The following is a 20,029-nucleotide window of genomic DNA, read 5'->3' as shown; positions in this document are numbered from 1 at the left end:
TGCAGAAGACGGTTTCAACTGACAAAATCGAGCCATGAGCACCCCGTCACGCAGTTCAGCAATCAAGTCAGCGAACATTGACGACGTTTCTAAGGCGATTATCGAACAACTGCAAAATGACGGTCGACGTTCCTACGCCGAAATCGGTAAGGCCGTCGGGCTCAGCGAAGCAGCGGTTCGCCAACGCGTGCAGAGGCTCACCGACTCTGGCGTAATGCAGATTGTGGCCGTCACTGACCCCATGCAGTTGGGTTTCTTTCGGCAAGCGATGATCGGCATCCAAGTGTCGGGAGACACCACCGCGGTCGCGGAACAGATCGGCAAGCTCGCCGCAGTTGATTACCTCGTGCTTACTGCCGGCAGCTTTGATCTTCTCGTTGAAGTCGTCTGCGAAAACGACGATGACCTGATCGATCTCCTCAATCGCGACATCCGGGGTATAGAAGGCGTGCGCTCCACCGAGACGTTCGTCTACTTGCGCCTCCACAAGCAGTTCTACAACTGGGGCACGCGCTAACCGGCGCCCCCTCTCCCCTCAAGAAAGTGACTGTCATGCCAGAGTTCGATGAAGCCGATCTGCAGCAAAAAGCCAAAGATCACCTGTGGATGCACTTCTCTCGCCAATCGGTGATGGAAGACGGTCACGGTGTCCCCATCATTGTGCGCGGCGAGGGCCACCACATTTATGACAGCAAAGGTAAGAAGTACTTTGACGGCCTGAGCGGGTTGTTCGTCGTGAACGCAGGTCACGGCCGCAAGCGTCTCGCCGAGGTTGCCGCGAAGCAGGCTGAAGAGCTCGCTTTCTTCCCGCTGTGGTCTTACGCGCATCCGAAAGCCATCGAGCTCGCTGACCGCCTTGCTGGCTATGCGCCGGGCGACCTCAACCGCGTGTTCTTTTCGACCGGCGGCGGCGAAGCGGTCGAGACCGCCTTCAAATTGGCGAAGCAGTACTGGAAGCTGCAGGGGCGTCACACTAAGCACAAAGTAATTTCGCGCGCCGTTGCCTACCACGGCACACCGCAGGGTGCCCTCGCGATCACCGGCATCCCCGGCATGAAAGAGATGTTTGAGCCTCTCGTGCCCGGTGGCTTCCGCGTGCCGAATACCAACTATTACCGCGCTGAAGAAATGGGCTTCCACGGCACAGAAGAAGAGTTTGGCCTCTGGGCAGCGAACCGCATTGAAGAGATGATTCTCTTTGAAGGTCCCGAGACGGTCGCTGCCGTGTTCTTGGAACCAGTTCAGAATTCGGGTGGATGTTTCCCGCCTCCCCCCGGCTATTTTCAGCGCGTACGAGAGATTTGCGACGAGTACGACGTCTTGCTCGTGAGCGATGAAGTGATCTGCGCGTTCGGTCGTCTTGGCCACATGTTCGCGTGCGACGCTTATGACTACATTCCCGACATGATTACGTGCGCCAAGGGCATGACCAGCGGGTACTCCCCCATTGGCGCGACGATCGTCTCCGACCGCGTCTATGAGCCTTTCAAGCATGGCGCGACGACGTTCTATCACGGGTACACGTTTGGTGGACATCCAGTGTCTGCCGCTGTTGCCCTTGAGAACCTCGATATCTTCGAAGAAGAGAAGATCAACGAGCACGTTCGTGAGAACTCCCCCAAATTCCGGGCGGCGCTTGAGCGATTGCTTGACTTGCCGATCGTGGGCGATGTCCGTGGCGACGGTTATTTCTTCGGCATCGAGTTGGTCAAGAACAAAGCGACGAAAGAGACCTTCAACGATGACGAATCCGAACGACTGTTGCGCGGGTTTCTTTCTAAGGCGCTTTACGATGCAGGACTGTACTGCCGAGCGGATGATCGGGGCGATCCTGTGATTCAACTGGCACCGCCGCTGACGATCGGTCCTGCTGAATTTGACGAGATAGAATCGATCCTGCGTTCGGTACTAACCGAAGCATGGAGCCGCCTTTAGAACGTCAGAACGTTCGCCCTCTTACCCGCGGCTCAGATAGAGTTGTTTTCGTGAGTACTGAGGATAATTCGCCGATACTGAGCGATAGTGATCAGCGATCCCCAATGACTGTGTGGCGGGCAATCGCGATTGTTCTTGCGCTCACCCTCAACGTGGCCATAATCGCCTCCGGGGTGTGGATTGTTACTAATCAACAGCGCATTTCTGATCAATTTGTCGTGTGGCAATTCGAGCCTTCAGCGACGGTAGAACAATACGTCGCAGCTGCGGGGATGTCCGACGAGGGCAAGTTCTTGTTCTATGCAAGTCAGCCGACGATCCAAGAGAACCCGATATTCAACACCACATGCTCCAACGTTGAAGAGAACTTTGGCGTTCTCGGCTGCTACTTTCCGAGCCAGAAATCGATTTACCTCTTCGATGTGACGGATGAGCGTCTCGCCGGCATCGAAGAGGTGGTCGCGGCGCACGAAATGTTGCACGCCGCCTGGGACCGTACTTCGGCATCCGAACAAGCTCGACTTGCTCCCCTGCTCGAAGCGGAGGCCGAGAGAATGAAAGACGATCCTGAATTTGCGACCACTCTAGAGTTCTATGCAAAAACAGAACCAGGAGAGCGATCCAACGAGCTGCATTCGATCATCGGCACAGAGTTCACAACGCTCAGCCCAGAACTCGAAGAACACTATGCGCAGTACTTCACTGATCGCGCTGCCACCGTTGCGCTGCACGAAAAATCCAATGCAGTGTTCACCGCTCAGCAAGACGCTAGCAAGAAGCTGGTTGCTGAGCTCGACGCGCTGCGCGCCAACATCGATACCGATTACGCCTCCTATAACTCCGGGTATGACGCCCTCAATAGCGACATCGATAGCTTTAACGCGCGCGCCGACAACGGCGATTTTAGATCGGTCGCCCAGTTCAACAACGAGCGCGCCGAGCTGCTCGACCGTCAAACATCGCTCAATGCGCTGTACAGCACGATCGAAACCAACGCCGCGACGTACGAAGATATGGTGAAGCAACTAGAGGCACTCAACGCCACGATCAGTGATCTCAACCGGAGCATCAATATCGAGCCGCGCAACGACGAGACGCTGTAGCGCAGGTCAGGCTGCAGTACTCATCCTCAACAGCCAGAGGATGAAGCCGGAACGCCGCGATGTCCGAAAATAGCCAGCGGCAGGTCAACGGTCAGGATTACTCTCGAGATATGCAAACAGGCAACACAGTCCAGAATGAAACTCGCTACTTGCGTCGGGTTCCCTCACCATCGGCCGAATCGAGCTGACTAGCGATGGGGAGAGCATCACCGGGCTTTCCATCGAAAATGACGGCTTTCTGCCCCATGGAGCTGATGTCGAGAACTCGTGTGTCGTGCTCGACGCCGCTGCAGCGCAGCTCGCGGAGTACTTTTCGGGCAATCGTCGGTCATTCGACCTACCGCTCTCCGCGGCCGGTACAGCCTTTCAGCGTTCTGTCTGGCACGAGCTCAATCGACTGCCGTTTGGGTCTGCGGTGTCGTACGCCGATATCGGTCGCGCGACAGGCCGCCCCACGGCTGGCCGTGCAGTCGGCGGCGCGGTAGGAGCAAACCCGATCCCCATCATCGTGCCCTGCCACCGCGTTCTCGCATCCAATCAGCGCATCACCGGCTACAGCGGCGGTGAGGGTATCCCCACCAAAGTCTGGCTACTCGACCATGAAGGAATCGTTCACCGATGAGCGAACGTTCGTCGATTATCGTCGGGCCAGACGGTCAGGGCCGCTGCGGTTGGGTTGGTGACGATGAGCTTTATCGCAACTACCACGACACAGAGTGGGGCGAACCGATGCGTGGCGACCACAAGCTGTTCGAGAAGATCATGCTCGAGGCCTTTCAGGCCGGGCTCTCATGGATCACTATCCTGCGTCGACGTGAGGGTCTGCGCGACGCCTTCGACCACTTCGATCCGGCGGTGATAGCAGCGTATACCGATGCAGACGTTGCTCGTCTCCTTGCCGATCCCCGAATCATTCGCAATCGTCTTAAAGTCGCCGCAGCGATCACCAATGCTAAAGCAACGCTAGAACTGACGCGCGAGACACCCGGGGCCCTTGACGCCCTACTCTGGCAGTTCGCTCCCCCACCCCGTAGTCGCCGCTTGGCTTCGCTGGCAGATGTTCCCGCCGTGACGCCGGAATCTACAGCGATGAGTACAGCACTAAAAGCTCACGGCTTTCGCTTCGTCGGCCCGACAACAATGTATGCGCTCATGCAGTCGGCTGGCATGGTTGACGATCATGTTGAGGGATGCTGGCGCGCGAGCTAGACGCCGCTGTGGGGCACAACGAGGTCGAGTTCGCCTGGCGCACCAGGCTCTAGCTGAAATCCCGCACCGCGGGACCATGCCATCAGAGTTTCAACGGTCAGGTGGGCGATCCCGGCACTGACGAGCGCACGAGAGAAGACGCCCTTTGCTTTCTTATTGAAGTGGCTCAGCGCAACGCGCTTACCGTCGGGACCCTCATTAACGACTCGGAGATAAACGCTGTTTGGTGACACGGCGCCAAGCTGGGCGTAGGCCTCAGAACGAAGATCTAGCTGCAACCCTTCGACACCGTTCAAAGCTTCACTAATCGGCTGTCGCCAGTGCGCTTTCAGTGCGAGCCCCGGAAGGCGCGAATTGTGCGAGAGTCGGTAGGCCGGAATGGGATCTCCCGCCCCCACCGGGCCAAAGAGCGCCGAGTGCACAACAACAGTCTTGTCGGCAAATGAGCGCTCTACTGGCGTCATGCTGGCCGCGTCTAGCCCATCGAAGAGAACTCCGGTGTAGCGATCGAGCGCCGGCATTACGGGCGCAGAATGAAGAGTGCGGTTGCGCTGAACCTCAAACTGCTGCTTAACGCTGAGCCCCAACACCTGTCGAGACGCTTCAGAATCTGCGGCAAGCGCTGTTAGTCGCGATGCTACAGCTTGGCGCTGCGCGGTGAGCGCGGGGAACGAGAGCTGAGACCAGTCGAGCGCCGAGCCAGTGGCCCCACCATCACGTTTTGTTTCTGAAGGTGGAAGGAGAATAATCACGCGTCGAGGAAAGCAACCGCACGTTCGACGTTGACGCCAATCGGGCCCGCAGAATCGAGGGTGATGCGCGCTACAGCGCCGCTTGCACCCGTCCACGGAGAGTACTCGTCGAGATTGTGCTCGACAGCGTTGCGGACCACGGCAGCGGACTGCTCCCGTTTAGCGGCGCGCTCAACAAGACGGGCTTTATGCTCGTCTCGATCGGAGCACACTACCTCGATGAATCGGATACCAGAGCCGGTGCGTTCGGCAAGTTCGACCCATTGCTCACGCGCCGGATCGACGGCGTTTACCGCGTCGATGATGATGTCGCGATCGTGCATAAGGACGGACTCGGCAAGCGCCGCCGCTACCAAATAGGCAGCGAGCCCTGTCGGTTGCCCGGCGCTAATCCCGGCCTTCAAAATAGCGGTTTCGATCTGGTCGACCGACATAACGGTGATCTTGCGCCGGGCGCCGACGACCTCTGCGAGAGTTGTCTTTCCTGCGCCCGGCAGCCCGGCCATTGCAATTAGCATGAGACGAAACTAGACCAGTTCTGCGGAGCTCGCCACGACAGTTACCGTGTTGTTCTCCACTGACAGGAATCCGTTATCTGCGTTCGCAGTGATTTCGGCTCCATCGGTAGCGGTAACGCGTACTTGTCCTTTAGCCAGAATCGCAAGGAGCGGTTCGTGGCCAGGCAAAATACCGATCTCACCTTCGGTGGTGCGCGCAATGAGCTGGCTCGCCTCTCCCGACCAGAGTTCCTGATCGGCAGAGACGACGCTCACCTTGAGAACGGCCATTACTGAGCGTTCTCCTTCTGAATTCTGGCCCACTGCTCTTCGACATCGTTGATGCCACCGACGTTGAAGAACGCCTGCTCAGCAACGTGGTCGAACTCGCCCTTGACGATCGCATCGAACGACTCGATGGTCTCCTTGAGCGGAACAGTCGATCCCTCAACACCGGTGAACTTCTTCGCCATGTAGGTGTTCTGCGAGAGGAACTGCTGGATGCGACGTGCGCGCGAAACGGTGATCTTGTCTTCTTCAGAGAGCTCGTCAACACCGAGGATCGCGATGATCTCCTGGAGTTCCTTGTTCTTCTGCAGAATCTGCTTCACGTTGGTAGCGACACGGTAGTGGTCAGCACCTAGGTAACGGGGGTCGAGAATACGACTCGTTGAGGTGAGGGGGTCAACTGCGGGGTAGAGACCCTTCGACGCAATTTCACGGCTGAGCTCAGTCGTAGCGTCAAGGTGGGCGAAGGTTGTTGCGGGAGCCGGGTCGGTGTAGTCATCGGCAGGCACGTAAATGGCCTGAAGCGACGTAATCGAGTGACCACGCGTCGAGGTGATGCGCTCCTGAAGGATACCCATCTCGTCGGCGAGGTTCGGCTGGTAACCAACGGCGGAAGGCATGCGACCGAGGAGGGTCGAAACCTCACCACCGGCCTGCGTGAAGCGGAAGATGTTGTCGATGAAGAGCAACACGTCTTGCTTCTGAACGTCACGGAAGTACTCGGCCATTGTGAGAGCCGAGAGGGCAACGCGAAGACGCGTTCCTGGCGGCTCATCCATCTGGCCGAAGACTAGAGCGGTCTTGTCGAAGACTCCAGCCTCTTCCATCTCAACAATGAGGTCGTTACCTTCACGGGTACGCTCACCAACACCGGCGAATACCGAAACACCGCCGTGATCGGAGGCGACGCGCTGAATCATTTCCTGAATCAGAACGGTCTTACCAACACCGGCACCACCGAAGAGACCGATCTTTCCACCCAGTACGTAGGGCGTCAGGAGGTCGATGACCTTGATACCGGTCTCGAAGAGTTCCGTCTTCGACTCAAGCTGGTCGAAAGCCGGGGGCTTGCGGTGGATGGGCCAGCGCTCGGTGATCTCAACGGTCTCGCCGTTGACCTTGCCGTCTTCATCCGCATTGAGGATGTCACCCGTAACGTTGAAAACCTTGCCCTTGGTGACGTCACCAACGGGAACGGTTATCTGCTCGCCGGAGTCGCGAACTTCTTGACCACGGACAAGCCCGTCAGTCGGCTTGAGCGCGATGGCGCGAACTACGTCGTCACCGAGGTGCTGAGCAACCTCGAGAGTGATCTCGGTTGTCTCGCCGCCGATGGTGACGTTGGTCTTGAGTGCGTTGTAGATTCCGGGGATCGAATCATGCGGGAACTCGACGTCGACAACTGGGCCGATTACGCGCGAGATGCGACCGATGCCGGCAACAGTCGCAGCAGGAACCGTCTTGGCCGCTGCCTTCTTTGCAGGCGTCTTCTTGGCTGGGGCCTTTACGGCTGCCGCTTTCGTCGCTGCTGCTTTTGTGGTTGCTGCCTTTGCAGCGGGGGCCTTCTTGGCCGGGGCTTTTTCAGTCATGGCTTCCCTATCTATGGTTCTTACTTAGCCGAGCTGAGGGCGTCCGCGCCGCCCACGATCTCGGAAATCTGCTGGGTGATCTCCGACTGACGCGCGTTGTTAGCCAAGCGCGTGTAGTCGTTGATGAGCTTGTCTGCGTTGTCGCTTGCAGACTTCATTGCCTTCTGCGTTGCTGCGTGCTTTGCAGCGGCAGACTGGAGCATGGCGTTGAAGATACGGCTCTCGATGTACACAGGAAGCAAAGCGTCGAGCACCTTGTCTACCTCTGGTTCGAACTCGTAGAGCGGAAGAATCTCCGACTCTTCGGGTGCCTCGACACCTTCAACGATCTCCAGTGGGAGAAGACGAACAACCTCAGGAACCTGCAGAAGCATGCTCACTAGGCGGTTGTACACGATGTGAATTTCGTCCACTCCGCCTTCGCTCGCCGGCTGCAAGAACTTGTTGACTACAGCGTCACCGATCTCCTTCGCAATTTCGAACGCAGGCGAATCTGTTCCACCTGTCCAAATCTGCTCAGCATCACGCTTGCGGAATGCGAAATACGCTGCCGCCTTGCGACCGACGAGGTAGTAAACGACCTCTTTGCCTTCGCCTTCAAGACGAGCCCCAAGTTCACCAGCTTCGCGCAGAACGTTCGTGTTGAACGCTCCGGCAAGGCCTCGGTCGCTCGAGAAGATGACGACCGCAGCGCGGTCGACTGTCTCAGGCTCGGTCGTCAGCACGTGATCGACGTTCGAGAAAGTCGCCACCGCCGAAACAGCACGCGTGACCGCACGTGAGTACGGTCCCGATGCAGCAACCCGCTGTTTCGCCTTTTGAATGCGCGACGCGGAGATCAGCTCCATCGCGCGTGTGATCTTCTTGGTCGTCTTGGCAGAACTAATCTTCTGCCGGTAGACCCGAAGTTGCGCTCCCATAGCTTTCTAACTTTCTCTGTCGTGTTGGTCGATGATCACTGGTTCGCTGATTACTGGCGCAGAGCTCAGCGCTTCTGCTTGACGATCTGCTCTTGAGCGATGTCTTCTTCAGCGATCTCTTCGAACTGCTCGGAACCTACGGAGTTGAGCGACTTGCCCTCCCCCGTCTGGAAACCGAGCTTGAACGCTTCGACGCCGGCATCCATGTCAGCAATGAGCTGGTCATCGAGTGCGTTCTTCTCGCGGAGAGTGTCGAGCACCTTGGTGTTGCGGGCGAGGTAGTCGTGCAACTCGCTCTCGAAACGAAGGATGTCTTCAACAGGAACCTCGTCGAGCTTGCCGTTGGTGCCGGCCCAGATCGAAACGACCTGGTTCTCGACGGGGAACGGCGAGTACTGCGGCTGGCGAAGAAGCTCGGTGAGGCGCGCACCGCGAGCAAGCTGGCGACGGCTAGTCGGGTCAAGGTCGGATGCGAACATCGCGAAGGCTTCGAGCGACCGGTACTGAGCAAGCTCAAGCTTCAGCGTTCCGGACACCTTCTTGATCGACTTGACCTGAGCGTCTCCACCAACACGCGAAACCGAGATTCCCACGTCTACAGCGGGGCGCTGGTTGGCGTTGAAGAGGTCGGACTGCAGGAAGATCTGGCCGTCAGTGATCGAGATCACGTTGGTCGGGATGTACGCAGCAACGTCGTTTGCCTTGGTCTCAATGATGGGAAGACCCGTCATCGACCCGGCACCGAGTTCGTCGGAGAGCTTGGCACAACGCTCAAGCAGACGAGAGTGCAGGTAGAACACGTCACCGGGGTATGCCTCACGCCCTGGCGGACGGCGCAGGAGCAGCGATACTGCACGGTAGGCCTCGGCTTGCTTGGAGAGGTCATCGAAGATGATCAGTACGTGCTTGCCGCCGTACATCCAGTGCTGGCCGATGGCCGAACCGGTGTAGGGAGCGAGGTACTTGAATCCTGCGGGGTCAGATGCAGGAGCAGCCACGATCGTGGTGTACTCCATAGCGCCGGCTTCCTCGAGCGCGCCCTTGACAGCAGCGATCGTGGAGCCCTTTTGACCGATAGCAACGTAGATGCAGCGAACTTGCTTCTTCTCGTCGCCGGAATCCCAGTTGTCTTTCTGGTTGATGATGGTGTCGATCGCAATGGCCGTCTTACCGGTCTGGCGGTCACCAATGATGAGCTGGCGCTGGCCACGGCCGATCGGGATCATGGCGTCAATTGCCTTGATTCCGGTCTGCATAGGCTCGTGAACGCTCTTGCGGTCCATTACGCCAGGAGCCTGAAGCTCCAACGCGCGACGGCCTTCAGCCTTGATCTCGCCGAGGCCGTCGATGGGGGCGCCGAGGGGGTCGACCACACGACCGAGGAAGGCGTCTCCCACAGGTGCGGAAAGAACCTCACCGGTGCGAGTAACTTCCATGCCTTCAACGATTCCGGTGAACTCACCGAGGATGACAACACCGATCTCGTCTTCATCGAGGTTCTGGGCGAGGCCCAGAGTGCCATCGGCGAAACGGATGAGTTCGTTGGCCATGACGCCGGGAAGCCCGTCGACGTGAGCGATACCGTCTGCAGCGTCTACGACGGTGCCTGTCTCGGTAGTCGCTGCCTTGCCAGGCTCGTAAGCCTTGACGAAGTCCTTGAGCGCGTCACGGATCTCGTCCGGACTAATGCTGAGTTCTGCCATTGTGTTTTCCTATTCCGTGGAAAGGTCTGCTAACTCGCTAGCCCGCGAGTTGGATCCTGAGGTCGTTGAGCTTGGTGGAAACGCTGCCGTCGATGACTTCGTCACCAATTTGAACGCGTACCCCACCGATGATCGAGGGGTCGATGCGAACGTTGAGCTTGAGCTCGCGTCCGTAGTTCTTCGTGAGGCCTGTACGCAGCCGTTCGAGCTGCGCTGCCTTCAGCGGCGCAGCCGTCGTGATTGTCGCGACTGACTGACCGGCTTGGTCAGCGACAATGTCTGCGGCTGTCGAGATTAGCTCTCCGATTCGGCGGCCGCGAGGCTGCTGCACGAGCTGGTCGATGATGACCACTGCCTGCTCCGAAGCCTTGCCCTTGAGCAGATCCCGGACCAGCGCAGACTTCGACTCAGCGGAGCCGAGCTTGCTGCCAACAGCAAGCTCAAGCTCGGCGTCTGAGGAAACCGTGCTGCCAAACGCGAAGAGTTCGTCTTCGATGGCGAGCTTTGCCGGCGCTGACTTCGCGATCGCACGGACGCCAATTTCTTCGATCCCGGCAAGCAGATCGTCGGCATCGGACCAGCGAGCGCTCACAATGGCGGAAAGCACGGTGCGCGTTGTGGCGCTCAGCGACGAGAAAACCGAACCGACTACTGCGGTTTTGTCTTTCGCAGCGGCGGCAGGATCAGCCAAAGCGGAACGCAACTGGGCGGAACCGCCCACAACACGTCCGGCTTCGAACAGCTCTGCGCCAGTGGCCAGAGAGTTCTTGGCAGTAAGGGACGTCAATGCGTCCTTCGCTGCAACAAGCGCTTCTCTCGTAGCTGATCCCATTACTTCTTCGCCTTTGCCTTCTCTGATGCTTCGAGGTCAGCCAAGAACTGGTCGACGAGAGCCGATGACTTCTTGTCGTCGCTCAAGCTCTGCCCGATAACACCGGAAGCGAGATCGATAGCCATCGAGCCAACTTCAGTGCGGAGCGAAACGAGTGCCGCTTGGCGTTCTGCTTCGATCGTGGCTTGTGCATTCACAGTGATGCGAGCGGCCTCGATTGTTGCCTGCTCTTTGAGCTCGTTGACAATTGCAGTGCCCTCGAGTCGCGCCTGTTCGCGAATCTTCGCGGCCTCAGCACGGCCCTCAGCGAGCTGCGTCTTGTACTGCTCAAGTGCCTCTGCGGCTTCAGCCTGAGCGATCTCAGCCTTCTTGATGCCACCTTCGATGGCCTCCGACCGAGCGTCAAGCGTCTTCGTCAGTGCCGGAAGGAACTTCTTCCAGAAGAAGAACAAGATGACAGCAAAGCAAACCAACGACCAAACGATGTCGTAAATTTCCGGGATCAGCGGATTAGGCGATTCGCCCTCCGTTGCAGCAGCCAGTATTGCGGTTAGCATCCCAGCCTCCTCTAGTCAGTCAGTGATTACGGGAAGGGGATGAATGCAACTGCGATCGCAACGAATGCGAGCGCCTCGGTGAATGCAATACCGAGGAACATAAGGCCCGTGAGGCGACCCTGAAGTTCTGGCTGGCGAGCAACCGACTCAACGGTCTTGCCAACAACGATGCCTACACCGATAGCGGGTCCGATGGTTGCAACACCGAATGCGAGGGGTGCAATGCTTCCAGTCAACTCTGCGACGTTCATTTGTGTTTCCTTCCGTGGTTTTCTAATCCAGGCGAATGCCGGGATCGGTCTAGTGCTCTTCGACCAGCGCGAGCTGGATGTATACGGCAGTCAGGAATGTGAAGACATAAGCCTGAAGTACCGCAACAAGGATCTCGAAGATTGTGAAGATGAAGCCAAAAGCAAGGGTTCCGATACCGAAAAGTCCGAAGAACCCACCGGCCGTGAACAAGAAGAAGTGTGTTGCCGAGAAGCAGAGCACGAGAAGCATGTGGCCTGCGACCATGTTCATGAGAAGTCGAAGCGCCAGCGTTACGGGGCGAAGGATAAACGTGGAGAGGAACTCGATCGGCGTAACGACGATGTAGAGGTACCACGGAACGCCAGCCGGGAACAGCGACGCCTTGAAGAAGTTGCCACCCTGCTTTTTGATGCCAGCGTAGATAAAGGCTACGTAAGCGACGAGAGCCAGAACTAGAGGAACACCAATAACTGATGTGCCGGCAAGGTTGAGCCCGGGAACAATACCGGTGAGGTTCATCGCCAAGACCATGAAAAACATGCTCGCGAGGATGGGCATGAAACGCTTGCCATCAACCTTGCCGAGTGCGCCATCGGCGATGTTGGACTGGACGAACCCGACCGCCATCTCGAGAAGGCTCTGACCGCGACCAGGAATCATTCGCATGCGGCGAGTACCGATCCAGAACAGCACCACAATGAGGGCTACTGCAATGAAGCGGATGACCATGAGGCGGTTGATCTCAAACGGCGTGCCGTCAAAGAAAATCGCAGGAGGATAAAAATCGAACAACGTGGGGCCATGAAAGCCCCCATCGCCGGATCCGTCATCGGTGGCAAAGGGCGCTAGAAGCGCGAGAGCGTTATATAACAGCGCTGTCTCCAGAATCGGGGCGTGTCAACACGCGGCGATGGAAGTGGGGGTTTGAACAGATCAAACTCTATCAAGAGATTTAGTCTCACGACGAATCCAGAGACGAATCCGCTGAATTAGTTTGACGTCGAGATATCTTCACCGGGAAGTTGCACTCCAGGCACGTAGCTTTCCCGGGCACGAACGAAGGCGAGCACATCAACAACCAGACTTCCGATGACCGCGGTAAGGATCGCGAAGAAAAAGACCAGTGGCTCGATGAATGGCTGCCCGCGCAGGAGAACCAAGATCGCAATGAAGACAATGAACTTGAGCAACCAGACGCCAAGCACTATTCCGAAGAACAGCGTGCTCGACGAGTCGCCGTTTGAGGCCCGCGATGCAAGCACAATGCTGCCCGCCGTAAACCCCATAAACAGTGCCGTGAGCCCGGCGCCGATAAGGGCGCTAACCAGCCCAGAGCTGCCAGCAACGAGGAAACCGATAATCGATCCGATCACAGCGATAGCGACCGTCAGTAGTGCGCCGTAGGCGAGAGCGCGGCCGAGGATGGCGGAAGACTTCATGCGGTTGGTTCCTTCAGGTGTGGCGTTGGCGAGGTATCAGTGGATGCAGCATCCAAACCGTCGTATTGGGCTTCGTCTGCTGGTGATTCGAGGGCTGCAGCGTTGCGCTGTGCTGCCGCTTCGCGAGCCTTGCGTCGACTCAGGGGCGCCAAAGTGATCCCCGCACACACGGCGAGGCCGCCGATGAACATGAGAGCGGCCCAGCGCCATGGCACGAAGGTGAACCCCAAGACGCCCACTGACGCCACGAAAGTCCAGCTGTAGAGAATGAGCACCGCATGGAGATGGGAGTGCCCCATGTCGAGCAGGCGGTGGTGCAAGTGTTTGCGGTCGGCGCTAAACGGAGACTTGCCAGCACGAATGCGACGAATCATCGCGAGTCCAAAATCGAGCAGCGGGATCACGAGAACCGCGACCGGGAGCAAGATCGGGATAAAGGCGGGCAGAAAATCTAGCGTGAACTTGTCAGGCTGGTCGAGATAGCCCGCTGGCACCTGGCCCGTCACAGAGATGGCCGATGCTGCCATGAGAAGACCAACGAGAAGCGCCCCCGCGTCGCCCATAAACATCTTGGCCGGGTGAAAGTTGATGGGCAGGAATCCCACGCACGCACCAATAAGAATCGCAGTCGTCAGCGACGCCAAGTTGAAGTATTCCGTTTGCGCCTGCAACTGCAAGAGGTAGGCATAAACGAAGAAGACGCTACTGGCGATAACGGCGACACCCGCCACCAGCCCGTCGAGCCCATCGATGAAGTTGACCGCATTCATCACCAACACAACGGCGAATACCGTGATGATCAGTGAGACATACGGCGAGAGGATGGCCTGGCCACCAACAGGCAGCGTGGTGAGTTGAACGCCCTGCCAAGCAAGCACGCTGGCCGCAATAATCTGGCCGGCAAGTTTGGTGAGCCAGTCGAGATCCCAAATATCGTCAGCGACACCGATAACGACGATAATAAGCGCGGCACCAAGAAGCCCAAGGACTTTGCCCGGATCGTCGAAGATGAGCGAGAAATTGCTGAAACTCGATGCGACCGCGAACGCCACCACAACACCGAAGAACATCGCGACCCCACCGAGGCGAGGAGTAGGTCTCGTATGCACGTCACGTTGGCGAACCTGAGGGTAAAGCCGATATTTGAGGCTGAGCTTCAGAACAATGAGGGCAAGAGCATAAGTAACGATCGCTGCGACACCCGCGATGAACAGGTAAAAGATTATTCGCATCGGTCAACCCCGATGAGCTCGCGGATAGCGGAGGCGGGTATTACGCCCTCACGCACAATGCGCAGCTTGCCGTCCTCAGTAAGCAAACCAGTGGCATCAACGATGGTCGAAGCAAGTTCTCCGCCCTCACCATCATCGAGGTACACCGACACCGAATCGCCAAGCATCTCCTGAGCATCCGCGGCAGTTCGTGCTGCCGGCAGCCCGGTGGTGTTCGCACTCGAGACCGCAAGCGGGCCCGTTTCAGACAGAAGTTCTAAGGCAATTCGACTCGACGGCATCCGCAAAGCAACAGTGCCGTGGGTCTCCCCCAGATCCCAACTCAGCGAAGGCTGAGCCGGAAGAATAACGGTGAGTCCACCTGGCCAAAACTCGGCCACCAAAGCGCGAACTTCATCCGGCACCTCAGCAGCAAGAGCGTCAAGCGTAGGAATACCCGGAATGAGCACCGGCGGCGGCGACTGACGTGTACGGCGCTTCGCGTCGATTAGTTTTTGCACAGCCTCAGGCTGAAACGCATCTGCCGCGACACCATAGACCGTGTCAGTCGGGATAACGACGAGGTCACCGCGGCCAATAGCAACGCGCGCGAGTCGCATGCCGGTGAGAAGTTGGGCTTCGTCAGCGCAATCGTAAAGGTCATCCATGTCCCCAACATGGTACCTGTCGAAACAGTGAAAGACTGATCACGACAAACAGAGAGCGATGGTCAACAATGACGCTGCTTTTCATTTTTGACATGGATGACGTGCTCTATGAGTACGACTGGCGAGCGCGAATGGCTGCCATGAGCGAGTTGACCGGGCTCAGTTTTCTTGAGTTGCGTCAACTTTGGTGGCACAAGGACGGCGAATTTGGGGCCGAGGCAGGCCTGTACCGTACCGGAGACGAATATCTCGCCGCCTTCGAGAAAGCAATCGGCCAAAAAGTAGACGTCGCACGTTGGGTTGAGATTCGCGCCTCAGCAATGACCGTCTGGCCAGACTCCATCGCCGCCGCACAACGTGCCGCTGAGCTAGGGCAGACAACGCTGCTAACCAACAACGGCGCTCTGCTCGGTGAGCACCTCCCCACGCTCGCTCCCGAGCTTGTCGGAATCTTTGGGGATCACTTGCGCACCTCAAGCTATTACGGCGCGCGCAAACCCGACCCCGCCGTGTACGAACGAACGCTCAAGGCTTACGGGGTTGACGCCCACAACGCATTCTTCGTCGACGACATGTCAGAAAACGTTGACGCTGCGCAAAAACTCGGGATCACCAGCCACCAGTTTGTGAACGGTGCCGGCTTGCACCAGGCAATCGACGAATTTGCCAACGCACGAGCGTGACGCTTAAAGAAGAGCGGTTGTAGCCCGGTCTCGACCCAGCAGGTCTTTATGGTGAGCCACCGCATTCCAGCCATCCGCGGTGAGCAGCGCGGCAATCGCCGCAGCTTGTTCTTCACCGTGCTCGAGCACGAGAGTGCCACCCTGGTGCAGCAAACGCTGTGCTGTCACCGATACCCGACGGACGACATCCATTCCGTCTTCTCCGCCGTAGAGCGCGAGGGCGGGGTCATGAAGTCGAACCTCGATATCGCGCGGTATTGCCGCGGCCGGAATGTACGGCGGGTTCGAAATAACAACGTCGACCGTGCCATCAAGCTCAGGGAACGCATCGCCGAGGTCAGCGTTAATGAGGGTCGCATTGTCGGAACCATAGCGACGAAAGTTTTCACTCGTGTACGGCATAGCATCTGATGAAAGTTCGACGGCGAAGATTCGCGCGCGCGGCACCTCAGTAGCCATCGATAAAGCAATTGCGCCACTGCCCGTGCCGAGATCGACACCGATCGGCTCAGGAGTTGCGCTGGCGCTGAGCGCATCGATCGCGAACTGAACGACCGTCTCCGTCTCGGGGCGCGGCACGAAAACTCCCGGGCCAACCCGCAATTCGAGATTGCGGAACGGCGCGATGCCGGTAATGTGCTGCAGCGGTTCGCGAGCTGCACGGCGGGCAAAAAATGCCCGCGCGCTCGACTCGTGAGCAGCAGAAACCAGCGCACCCGTTACGACACGCACCTGCAGCTCGCCACGGCTCAACTCAAGAACGTGCGCAAGAAGGAGCTCAGCGTCAACCGCTGGGCTCTGCACTCCCCCAGCGCTCAACAACTCAGTGCCGCTAACCAGAAGGTCAGCGACACTGATGGTGAGCTCGGGAGTCATTGCCTCGCTCAGGAGTCGTTTCCTACTGCAGCCAAGCGCGCCTCTTCGTCAGCAATGATGCATGACTGGATGACGGGCTCGAGTGCACCGTTGATGGCCTGGTCAAGGTTGTAGGCCTTGTACCCGGTGCGATGATCAGCAATGCGGTTCTCAGGGAAGTTGTACGTACGGATGCGCTCGGAGCGATCCATCGTGCGGATCTGGCTCTTGCGGTACTCGCTAGCCTCGGCATCCGCTTCTTCTTGATAACGAGCGAGGATGCGCGCGCGCAGCACTCGCATACCCGCTTCGCGGTTTTGCAGTTGCGATTTCTCGTTCTGCATAGCCACGACGATGCCGGTCGGAAGGTGAGTAATACGAACAGCGGAGTCAGTGGTGTTTACCGACTGGCCACCGGGGCCCGAGGAACGATAGACGTCGATCTTGAGATCGTTCTGGCTGATCTCGACCTCTTCAGGCTCATCAACCTCGGGGAACACGAGCACACCAGCAGCTGACGTGTGGATACGACCTTGAGACTCGGTGGCGGGCACACGCTGAACGCGGTGCACTCCCCCCTCGTACTTCAAGTGCGCCCAGACACCCTCAGCGGGATCGCTCGAGTTGCCTTTGAAAGCCAACTGAACGTCTTTGATTCCGCCAAGGTCGCTCGAGGTCTGCTCGATGATCTCGGTCTTCCACTTCTTTGACTCTGCATAGTGCAAGTACATGCGCAACAGGTCGCCAGCGAAGAGTGCCGACTCTGCACCACCCTCCCCCATTTTGATTTCCATGATCACGTCACGGGAATCGTTGGGGTCACGCGGAATCAGGATGCGGCGAAGCTTCTCCTGAGTAGCCTCAAGCTCCTCAGTGAGGCCCGGAATTTCTGCAGCGAACGAATCATCCTCTTCAGCCATTTCAGTGGCTGCCGCAAGATCATCCGTCAACTGACGCCACACTGTGTAAACCTTCACAATGCGCGACAGTTCGGCGTAGCGTCGGTTGACTTTTTTCGAGCGGACCGGGTCGGAGTGAAGCTCGGGATCAGCTAGCTGACCCTCGAGCTCCCCATGCTCGGTCAGCAGCGACAGTACTGACTCGAACATTGTTAGTCCTCTTTTTTGCCGTTAGTGGAAGGAAGTGACTTCTGGATCTGCATGAGGAACTCAACGTTCGAGTTCGTCTCCTTCAGCTTATTCAACACGATCTCGAGCGCAGCTTGCTGGTCAAGACCAGCAAGGGCACGCCGAAGGTTCCACGTGACCTTGACTTCGTCGGCACCGAGAAGCATCTCTTCGCGACGGGTTCCGGAAGCGTTGACATCGACCGCGGGGAAGATGCGCTTGTCAGCGAGCTGGCGCGAGAGTCGAAGCTCCATGTTGCCGGTGCCCTTGAACTCTTCGAAGATAACTTCATCCATCTTCGAACCGGTCTCCACGAGCGCGGTAGCGATGATGGTGAGTGATCCACCCTCTTCAACGTTGCGAGCCGCACCGAAGAAACGCTTCGGCGGGTACAGCGCTGCGGAGTCGACTCCACCAGAAAGAACACGGCCGGAAGCCGGTGCGGTGAGGTTGTAAGCACGGCCGAGGCGCGTGATCGAGTCGAGCAGAACGACAACGTCGTGACCAAGCTCAACGAGTCGCTTGGCGCGCTCGATCGCGAGCTCAGCAACTGTGGTGTGGTCTTCAGCCGGACGATCGAAGGTCGAAGCAATAACTTCGCCCTTGACGGTGCGCTGCATGTCGGTAACTTCTTCGGGACGCTCATCAACGAGAACGACCATGAGGTGAACCTCGGGGTTGTTCTTAGAAATCGCGTTCGCGATGGCCTGAAGAACCTGAGTCTTGCCTGCCTTGGGCGGCGAAACGATCAAACCGCGCTGACCCTTACCGATCGGAGCAGCAAGGTCGATGATGCGAGTCGACAACATGGTCGGCTCGGTCTCGAGGCGCAGTCGCTCCTGCGGGTAGAGCGGAGTGAGCTTGCCGAATTCAACACGGTCCGCTGCCTCTTCAACGGGCAAGCCGTTGATGGAGTCGATGCGAACGATCGCGTTGTACTTCTGGCGGCCCTGGCCGTTGTCTCCATCGCGCGGCTGGCGAATTGCACCAACAACAGCGTCACCCTTGCGCAGGTTGTACTTCTTGACCTGGCCGAGCGAAACGTAAACGTCGCTGTTACCGGGAAGGTAGCCAGTGGTGCGAACGAACGCGTAGTTGTCGAGAACGTCGAGGATGCCGGCAACAGGAATCAGTACGTCATCTTCGGTGATCTCTGGCTCGAAGTCGTCGCCCATGTTGCCACGGCCGCGCTTGCGGTCACGGTAGCGGCCACGTCCACCGCGCTCGGAATCAACGTCGCCACCGCGGTTGTCGTCGTTGTTGCCACGGTTGTCGTTGTTACCGCGGTTGTCGTTGTTACTGCGGTTGTCGTTGTTGCCACCGCGGTTGTCGCGGTTCTCCCGCGGTTCGCGAGGCTCACGGTTTTCGCGAGGCTCGCGGTTCTCACGGGGCTCGTTGCCGCCGCCATTGTTGTTCTGGCGACGGTTGTTGTTCTGACGACCTGAGCCATCAGCGTTCTGGCCGTTGCGACTGCGGTTTCGGTTGCGATTGCGCCCCGAACCCGACTCACCGTCGGAGTTGTTGTCGCCATCGCTGTCGTTGTCGGAATCGGAGTCCGAAGATCCCCGGCCCGAGTTGTTGTTCTTGTCGCCAGCGTTTTCCGCGTTGTTCGCGTTGTTGTCACGCTTGTTGCGGCCGGCGTTGCGGCCTTTGCCAGCGTCGCTGTTCTTGTCAGCGCTGTTCTTGTCGGCGCCGTTCTTGTCGGCGCCGTTGTTGTCGGCGCCGTTGTTGTCGGCATTGCTGCCCTTGTCTGCTTCGCTCTGCGAATTGTCAGACTTGGCTGCGGCCGATGCTCCGGTCGAAGCGTCAACGTTCGAGTCAGCGGATGCTTCTGCGGCCCGGCTCGAGCTGCGACGGCTGCGCTTGGGCGCGGCGTCGGCTGCGGGGGCAGCGTCAGTTGCTGGCGCGTCAGTGGCGGTGTTGGCGCCTGCTGCGGAATCCGATTCGCTTGCTGCGGGCGCAGCATCGACCTTCTTCTTACGCGGGGCCGTCTTAGTCTTCTGCACTGCGGAATCTGCAGCTGGCGCAGCATCTGCTGCAGGGGCTACCGAATCGGTCTTCGGTGCCGAGGTCTTCGCGACCTCAGGGGCACCGGCCGGAGACTCAGAGCCTGCGATCGCGGCACCATCAACGCTCGTGACCCGGCGTGAAGCGCGCTTGCGCGCCGGGGCTACGGAAGCCTCAGTCGCTGCGGGTGCCTCGGTTGTTGCGGGGGCGGATGCTGCGGTGTTGCTGTTCTTCTCGTTAATTGCTTCCACGAGATCTCCTTTACGAAGTTTTGATGCACCGGTGATGCCACGTTCGGCTGCCATTGCGTGAAGCTCGGGCAGTCGCAACGCGCTCAGCGCGGCACGGGAATCCACGCTTGATGCGTGGTTATTGACGTCAGTCACTACTAGGGGTTCCTTT

General features: G+C 58.3%; 22 protein-coding genes. 6 read left to right on the top strand and 16 right to left on the bottom strand.

Going from position 1 to position 20,029, the window contains the following annotated elements:
• The first annotated feature begins 34 nt into the window (after positions 1–34).
• From ON14_RS10715 to ON14_RS10695, 5 genes are all read left to right on the top strand, one after another.
• Positions 35–517 carry an Lrp/AsnC family transcriptional regulator gene (locus ON14_RS10715; RefSeq protein ID WP_010205095.1) on the top strand — a complete coding sequence of 161 codons (483 nt, stop codon included), beginning with the start codon at positions 35–37 and terminating at the stop codon, positions 515–517.
• A 35-nt stretch (positions 518–552) separates the two neighbouring features.
• A complete protein-coding gene (locus ON14_RS10710; RefSeq protein ID WP_010205094.1) occupies positions 553–1,935 on the top strand; it encodes an aspartate aminotransferase family protein in 1,383 nt (460 codons plus the stop codon).
• 50 nt (positions 1,936–1,985) lie between these two features.
• Positions 1,986–3,038: a hypothetical protein gene (locus ON14_RS10705; RefSeq protein ID WP_202800946.1), complete on the top strand. Its 1,053-nt coding sequence runs from the start codon at positions 1,986–1,988 to the stop codon at positions 3,036–3,038.
• Positions 3,039–3,243: 205 nt separating this feature from the next.
• Entirely contained in the window at positions 3,244–3,660 is a 417-nt protein-coding gene (locus tag ON14_RS10700) for a methylated-DNA--[protein]-cysteine S-methyltransferase (RefSeq protein WP_443208539.1), read from the top strand.
• On the top strand, positions 3,657–4,247 hold the full coding sequence (locus ON14_RS10695; RefSeq protein ID WP_010205091.1) for a DNA-3-methyladenine glycosylase I: 591 nt from the start codon (positions 3,657–3,659) through the stop codon (positions 4,245–4,247). Before ON14_RS10700 ends, ON14_RS10695 begins: the two co-directional genes overlap by 4 nt.
• Here ON14_RS10695 and ON14_RS10690 read toward each other — a convergent pair.
• From ON14_RS10690 to ON14_RS10630, 13 genes are all read right to left on the bottom strand, one after another.
• Entirely contained in the window at positions 4,244–4,999 is a 756-nt protein-coding gene (locus tag ON14_RS10690) for a YaaA family protein (protein WP_010205090.1), read from the bottom strand. The genes ON14_RS10695 and ON14_RS10690 overlap by 4 nt on opposite strands.
• Positions 4,996–5,517 (bottom strand): AAA family ATPase, encoded by a 522-nt coding sequence (locus tag ON14_RS10685; protein WP_010205089.1) that lies wholly within the window; start codon positions 5,515–5,517, stop codon positions 4,996–4,998. The genes ON14_RS10690 and ON14_RS10685 overlap by 4 nt, the downstream gene beginning before the upstream one ends.
• A gap of 9 nt (positions 5,518–5,526) precedes the next feature.
• On the bottom strand, positions 5,527–5,787 hold the full coding sequence (locus tag ON14_RS10680; protein ID WP_010205088.1) for a F0F1 ATP synthase subunit epsilon: 261 nt from the start codon (positions 5,785–5,787) through the stop codon (positions 5,527–5,529).
• Positions 5,787–7,373, bottom strand: a complete 1,587-nt coding sequence (atpD, locus tag ON14_RS10675) for a F0F1 ATP synthase subunit beta (RefSeq protein ID WP_010205087.1) — start codon at positions 7,371–7,373, stop codon at positions 5,787–5,789. Before atpD ends, ON14_RS10680 begins: the two co-directional genes overlap by 1 nt.
• Positions 7,374–7,393: 20 nt before the next feature.
• A complete protein-coding gene (locus ON14_RS10670; protein ID WP_010205086.1) occupies positions 7,394–8,293 on the bottom strand; it encodes a F0F1 ATP synthase subunit gamma in 900 nt (299 codons plus the stop codon).
• 65 nt (positions 8,294–8,358) lie between these two features.
• Positions 8,359–9,996, bottom strand: a complete 1,638-nt coding sequence (gene atpA / locus ON14_RS10665; RefSeq protein WP_010205085.1) for a F0F1 ATP synthase subunit alpha — start codon at positions 9,994–9,996, stop codon at positions 8,359–8,361.
• Between the two features lie 37 nt (positions 9,997–10,033).
• Entirely contained in the window at positions 10,034–10,828 is a 795-nt protein-coding gene (locus ON14_RS10660; RefSeq protein ID WP_010205084.1) for a F0F1 ATP synthase subunit delta, read from the bottom strand.
• Complete coding sequence (locus tag ON14_RS10655; protein ID WP_010205083.1) at positions 10,828–11,385, bottom strand: F0F1 ATP synthase subunit B; 558 nt, start codon at positions 11,383–11,385, stop codon at positions 10,828–10,830. The genes ON14_RS10660 and ON14_RS10655 overlap by 1 nt, the downstream gene beginning before the upstream one ends.
• A 26-nt stretch (positions 11,386–11,411) precedes the next feature.
• Positions 11,412–11,636, bottom strand: coding sequence for an ATP synthase F0 subunit C (atpE, locus tag ON14_RS10650; RefSeq protein ID WP_010205082.1), 225 nt, complete (start codon positions 11,634–11,636; stop codon positions 11,412–11,414).
• 49 nt (positions 11,637–11,685) lie between these two features.
• Complete coding sequence (gene atpB / locus ON14_RS10645) at positions 11,686–12,429, bottom strand: F0F1 ATP synthase subunit A (protein WP_010205081.1); 744 nt, start codon at positions 12,427–12,429, stop codon at positions 11,686–11,688.
• Positions 12,430–12,626: 197 nt separating this feature from the next.
• Positions 12,627–13,076, bottom strand: coding sequence for a membrane protein (locus tag ON14_RS10640; protein ID WP_010205080.1), 450 nt, complete (start codon positions 13,074–13,076; stop codon positions 12,627–12,629).
• Entirely contained in the window at positions 13,073–14,302 is a 1,230-nt protein-coding gene (locus ON14_RS10635) for an MraY family glycosyltransferase (RefSeq protein WP_026037673.1), read from the bottom strand. The genes ON14_RS10640 and ON14_RS10635 overlap by 4 nt, the downstream gene beginning before the upstream one ends.
• Complete coding sequence (locus tag ON14_RS10630) at positions 14,299–14,955, bottom strand: L-threonylcarbamoyladenylate synthase (RefSeq protein ID WP_010205078.1); 657 nt, start codon at positions 14,953–14,955, stop codon at positions 14,299–14,301. The genes ON14_RS10635 and ON14_RS10630 overlap by 4 nt, the downstream gene beginning before the upstream one ends.
• 68 nt (positions 14,956–15,023) lie before the next feature.
• Between ON14_RS10630 and ON14_RS10625 the strand changes: the two genes are divergently transcribed.
• Positions 15,024–15,638: an HAD-IA family hydrolase gene (locus ON14_RS10625; RefSeq protein WP_010205077.1), complete on the top strand. Its 615-nt coding sequence runs from the start codon at positions 15,024–15,026 to the stop codon at positions 15,636–15,638.
• Positions 15,639–15,641: 3 nt separating this feature from the next.
• On the opposite strand, the gene prmC is transcribed toward ON14_RS10625, so the two are convergent.
• From prmC to rho, 3 genes are read right to left on the bottom strand one after another with little or no spacing between them, the layout of a single operon-like run.
• Entirely contained in the window at positions 15,642–16,514 is an 873-nt protein-coding gene (prmC, locus tag ON14_RS10620) for a peptide chain release factor N(5)-glutamine methyltransferase (RefSeq protein WP_010205076.1), read from the bottom strand.
• Between the two features lie 8 nt (positions 16,515–16,522).
• Positions 16,523–17,602 carry a peptide chain release factor 1 gene (prfA, locus tag ON14_RS10615; RefSeq protein ID WP_010205075.1) on the bottom strand — a complete coding sequence of 360 codons (1,080 nt, stop codon included), beginning with the start codon at positions 17,600–17,602 and terminating at the stop codon, positions 16,523–16,525.
• 2 nt (positions 17,603–17,604) lie between these two features.
• Positions 17,605–20,013: a transcription termination factor Rho gene (gene rho, locus ON14_RS10610; protein ID WP_010205074.1), complete on the bottom strand. Its 2,409-nt coding sequence runs from the start codon at positions 20,011–20,013 to the stop codon at positions 17,605–17,607.
• Positions 20,014–20,029: the final 16 nt, after the last annotated feature.

This window comes from Salinibacterium sp. PAMC 21357 (assembly GCF_000247645.1).
In the GTDB taxonomy this organism is placed as follows: Bacteria; Actinomycetota; Actinomycetes; order Actinomycetales; family Microbacteriaceae; genus Rhodoglobus.
Note: the sequence above shows the minus strand (reverse complement) of the source record. Positions and strands in the feature narration are given on the sequence as shown.